This is a genomic window from Vibrio sp. M260118 (assembly GCF_036533755.1).
Classification (GTDB): Bacteria; Pseudomonadota; Gammaproteobacteria; order Enterobacterales; family Vibrionaceae; genus Vibrio.
Map to the genome: position 1 here is coordinate 1 of NZ_JATABG010000295.1, position 4645 is coordinate 4645.

Sequence of the window (4645 nt, forward strand, 5' to 3'; positions counted from 1 at the left end):
AGGCTGAAGAGCTAGCAAAACGTGAAGCTGCAGAGAAAGCAAAACGCGAGGCCGAAGAGAAAGCGAAGCGAGAAGCGGATGCAAAACGCGAAGCTGAAGACAAGGCAAAACGCGCCCAAGCTGATAAGGCTAAGAAAGAAATGAACGCAAAAAATGCAGACGTTAACGCGCAAGCTAAGAAAGAAGCTGATGAGTTGAAGCGTCGTCAAGAAGAAGAAGCCCAACGTAAAGCGGAACAAGAAGCGGCTAAGCTTGTTGAAGAAGCTCGTAAACTGGCTGAAGAAAATGAAGCTCGTTGGTCTGAAGAAGAGAAGAAGAAAAAAGAGTTGGAAAACTCTGACTACCACGTAACCACTTCTACTTACGCTCGTGAAGCTGAAGACGCAGCAGACCGTAAAGAAGAAGGTGGCCGTCGTAAGAAGAAGAAAAAAGCTTCTAACAACGATGATCAAAACCGTGGTGGCCGTAACCAGCGTGGCGGAAGAAACCGCAACAAAGGCAAACTGGCTAAACCTACTTCTATGCAGCAAGGTTTTGATAAAACAGCGACTGTTGCAAAAGCTGACGTTGTAATCGGTGAAACTATCGTGGTTTCTGAACTGGCAAGCAAAATGTCAGTGAAAGGCACGGAAGTCATCAAAGTAATGATGAAGATGGGCGCAATGGCGACTATCAACCAGGTTATCGACCAAGAAACAGCACAGCTTGTTGCTGAAGAGATGGGTCACAAGGTAATCCTGCGTAAAGAGAACGAGCTAGAAGAAGCTGTACTGTCAGATCGTGACAACAACGCTGAAGCAGTTCCTCGTGCTCCTGTTGTTACTATCATGGGTCATGTTGACCACGGTAAAACGTCTACACTTGACTACATCCGTAAAGCACACGTTGCTTCGGGCGAAGCGGGTGGTATTACACAGCACATCGGTGCTTACCACGTTGAAACTGACAACGGCATGATCACTTTCCTTGATACTCCTGGACACGCGGCGTTTACTGCAATGCGTGCTCGTGGTGCTCAAGCGACAGATATCGTTGTTCTAGTAGTAGCAGCAGACGATGGCGTAATGCCACAAACAATTGAAGCGATCCAGCACGCGAAAGCGGCAGGCGTTCCTCTGATTGTTGCTGTGAACAAGATCGATAAAGAAGACGCGAACCCAGATAACGTTAAGAACGAGCTAGCTCAATACGACGTTATTCCTGAGGAGTGGGGTGGTGAGAACATGTTCGTTCACATCTCTGCGAAACAGGGTACTAACATCGACAGTCTTCTAGAAACTATCCTTCTACAATCTGAAGTTCTTGAGCTTACAGCTGTTGAAGAAGGCATGGCGTCTGGTGTGGTTGTTGAATCTCGTCTTGATAAAGGTCGTGGTCCAGTTGCAACAGTACTTGTTCAGTCTGGTACGCTAAACAAAGGCGACATCGTTCTTTGTGGTCAAGAGTACGGCCGTGTTCGTGCAATGCGCGATGAAAACGGTCAAGAAGTAACAACAGCAGGTCCTTCTATCCCGGTAGAGATCCTAGGTCTTTCGGGTGTACCAGCGTCTGGTGATGAAGCAACAGTTGTACGTGATGAGCGTAAAGCTCGTGAAGTAGCGAACTACCGTCAAGGTAAATTCCGTGAAGTTAAGCTAGCTCGTCAGCAGAAAGCGAAACTAGAGAACATGTTCTCTAACATGGCTGCTGGTGAAGTTGCTGAGCTAAACGTTGTTCTTAAAGCTGACGTTCAGGGTTCTGTAGAAGCAATCTCTGACTCACTAGTTAAGCTTTCAACTGATGAAGTTAAAGTGAACATCGTAGGTTCAGGTGTTGGTGGTATTACAGAAACTGATGCAGTACTAGCAGCAGCTTCTAACGCTATCATCCTTGGCTTTAACGTCCGTGCAGATGCAACAGCGCGTCGTACAGTTGAAAACGAAAACCTAGACCTTCGTTACTACTCAATCATTTACCAATTGATTGATGAAGTGAAACAAGCGATGGGCGGTATGCTTGCTCCAGAATTCAAGCAAGAGATCATTGGTCTTGCTGAAGTACGTGATGTATTTAAGTCACCGAAACTGGGCGCAATCGCAGGTTGTATGGTTACTGAAGGTCTCATTAAGCGTAACAACCCAATCCGCGTACTGCGTGACAACGTTGTAATCTACGAAGGTGAGCTAGAGTCTCTACGTCGCTTCAAAGATGACGTCCAAGAAGTTAAGAACGGTTACGAATGTGGTATCGGCGTTAAGAACTACAACGATGTTCGCGTTGGTGACCAAATCGAAGTCTTCGAAATCGTTGAAGTTAAACGTACTCTAGACTAATTGACTATAATTATTGGCTTACTCTCTGATGAATAAGCAGTAATTGGTTGTTGAATACGCCATGGGGGGTTGGAATTTATCCATCCCCCCATTCTTTCTAATAAGAGAAAAGATATGTCAAAAGAATTTAGCCGCACGCAGCGTGTTGCACAGCAGCTGCAAAAAGAACTCGCAATGATCCTTCAGCGTGAAGTTCGTGATTCTCGCCTAGGTATGGTGACCATTTCTGATGTAGAAGTGTCACGCGACCTGGCTTACGCAAAAGTATTCGTTACTTTCCTATGTGTTGGTGAGCAAACGCCAGAGTCGTGCTTAGAAGCACTACGTGAGCATGAAGTTCATATTCGTATGATGCTAGGTAAGCGTATTCGTCTGCGCCTAACGCCAGAAGTTCGTTTCCACTACGATAACACCTTAGTTGAAGGTATGCGTATGTCGAACCTAGTGTCTGAAGTCGTGAGCGAAGATAAGCGTAAACAGCACGATGCTGGTCGTGATGAAGAGCAGGCAGGTGAAGAGTAATGGCACGTCGTCGTAAAGGTCGTCCAATAAATGGTGTTGTCCTTTTAGATAAGCCAACAGGCATTTCATCCAATGATGCACTGCAAAAAGTAAAACGTATTTACTTTGCAGAGAAAGCAGGTCATACCGGTGCTCTGGATCCCCTAGCGACAGGTATGCTGCCAATTTGCCTTGGTGAAGCCACTAAGTTCTCTCAGTTTTTGCTGGACTCTGATAAGCGTTATCGAGTGATTGCAAAGCTTGGTGAGCGCACAGATACTTCGGACTCTGATGGTGATGTGGTAGAGACTCGTCCTGTGGATGTCTCTCTAGATAAACTTGAAGCTTGTATTGATAAGTTCCGTGGTGAATCTGACCAAGTCCCTTCGATGTTCTCGGCATTGAAATATCAAGGTAAACCGCTGTACGAATATGCGCGAAAAGGTATTGAAGTACCGCGTGAGTCACGCAAAATTACTGTGTACGAGATTGTGCTTCACCGCTTTGAAGGCGATGAAGTCGAGATGGAAGTTCATTGTTCGAAAGGCACTTACATTCGTACTATCGTTGATGATCTTGGCGAGATGCTTGGCTGCGGTGCTCATGTGACTATGCTACGTCGCACGGGTGTTGCAAAATACCCGTACGAGAAGATGGTGACCCTAGAGCAACTCAACGAGCTTCTAGAGCAAGCACATCGTGATGAAGTAGCGCCGAAAGAGCTACTTGATCCTCTGCTACTACCTATGGACACTGCAGTCGAAGACTTACCAGAAGTGAACTTAAATGCTGAGCTAACAGATTTAGTTCAACATGGTATGCCAGTGCAGGTATTTGGCGCTCCAGAAGGTACTCCACTGCGTATGACGTCAGGTGAAGAGAAGCTCTTTATTGGTGTTGCGCAAGTCAATGACGATGGTAAGGTTGCACCTAAGCGTCTAGTGGTTTTCCGCGAAGAAGCTGAGTAACGCTGTTACTAGTGAATACTAAAAACCGAAGCTGATGCTTCGGTTTTTTTACACCAGTGTTTTAACCTGATGACCTTTATAGCTATTGCTATCCAAGTCGCTTGAGGTGAGTAGGGTTGGTGGAATATGCGTAGCGCCATTTCTGCGCATACTTGCCGCAATAGCCACAAAGGTCACCACACCCAGTGCTAGCCTAAGTAGGTCAAGTTTTGCGAAGGTGTGGTATTTCTGAAGCAAAACTAATTTTTCTCGGCAAAGTAGTTTAGCCTCGCGGGCTTACATTAGCTTCTATTACAGGTGTTTTGCGTAAGAAATGGCACTCCTTTGTAATGTATTACTTAACTAATTTCGCCTCAGTTAAAGCCACTCTAAGTGCATCGGCGCGTTTGCGGTTCACACCAAAATCAGAATGCCCGATGCGCGATTCAGATCGGACGATCAGGTTGTTCCCTTCGATTTTTAGCTCAAGGTCATCAACAAAGCGCATGATCTTGCTAGTGAACTCTACCCTTAAGTAATTATCCGTTTTATCGGCTGTTTTAGTTCGAGGTTGCGTGAGTACCACAGCTTCGATTTGATCTAAGGTCACGCCATCATTGAGTTCAAATGGTGAGAGATTATGATCCGGGCGATTATCTTGAGTGGAGACACAGTTAGGCTTATCGCCACATGGGGATGCGGTTCTATCGGTCATCTCTTCAACTCCTTGGCTACAAGCGGTTAAACCCAATAGGACGATGGACAGGAGAGCGGTTTTCTTCATTTTGAATACCTTGTCTATTTTTATTGAATTCAATTATATGTTTTAAATAAAAAAAAGGATCCAATTAATGGATCCTTTTGTGAGTTTAGTTAAGGCTATAC

At 45.5% G+C, this 4645-nt stretch carries 5 protein-coding genes; 3 read left to right on the forward strand and 2 right to left on the reverse strand.

The annotated features are described in order from the left end of the window. From infB to truB, 3 genes are all read left to right on the forward strand, one after another. Positions 1–2312: translation initiation factor IF-2 (gene infB / locus QTO00_RS15220; protein WP_331425546.1), on the forward strand; the 2312-nt coding region annotated here is incomplete at its 5' end. 114 nt (positions 2313–2426) lie between these two features. After that, entirely contained in the window at positions 2427–2834 is a 408-nt protein-coding gene (rbfA, locus tag QTO00_RS15225) for a 30S ribosome-binding factor RbfA (protein WP_038202856.1), read from the forward strand. Further along, complete coding sequence (gene truB / locus QTO00_RS15230) at positions 2834–3781, forward strand: tRNA pseudouridine(55) synthase TruB (protein WP_038202854.1); 948 nt, start codon at positions 2834–2836, stop codon at positions 3779–3781. The genes rbfA and truB overlap by 1 nt, the downstream gene beginning before the upstream one ends. Before the next feature lie 48 nt (positions 3782–3829). Here truB and QTO00_RS15235 read toward each other — a convergent pair whose 3' ends face one another. Further along, complete coding sequence (locus QTO00_RS15235; protein WP_331425547.1) at positions 3830–4018, reverse strand: hypothetical protein; 189 nt, start codon at positions 4016–4018, stop codon at positions 3830–3832. Between the two features lie 97 nt (positions 4019–4115). Continuing rightward, positions 4116–4544 (reverse strand): DUF1499 domain-containing protein, encoded by a 429-nt coding sequence (locus QTO00_RS15240; RefSeq protein WP_331425548.1) that lies wholly within the window; start codon positions 4542–4544, stop codon positions 4116–4118. Positions 4545–4645: the final 101 nt, after the last annotated feature.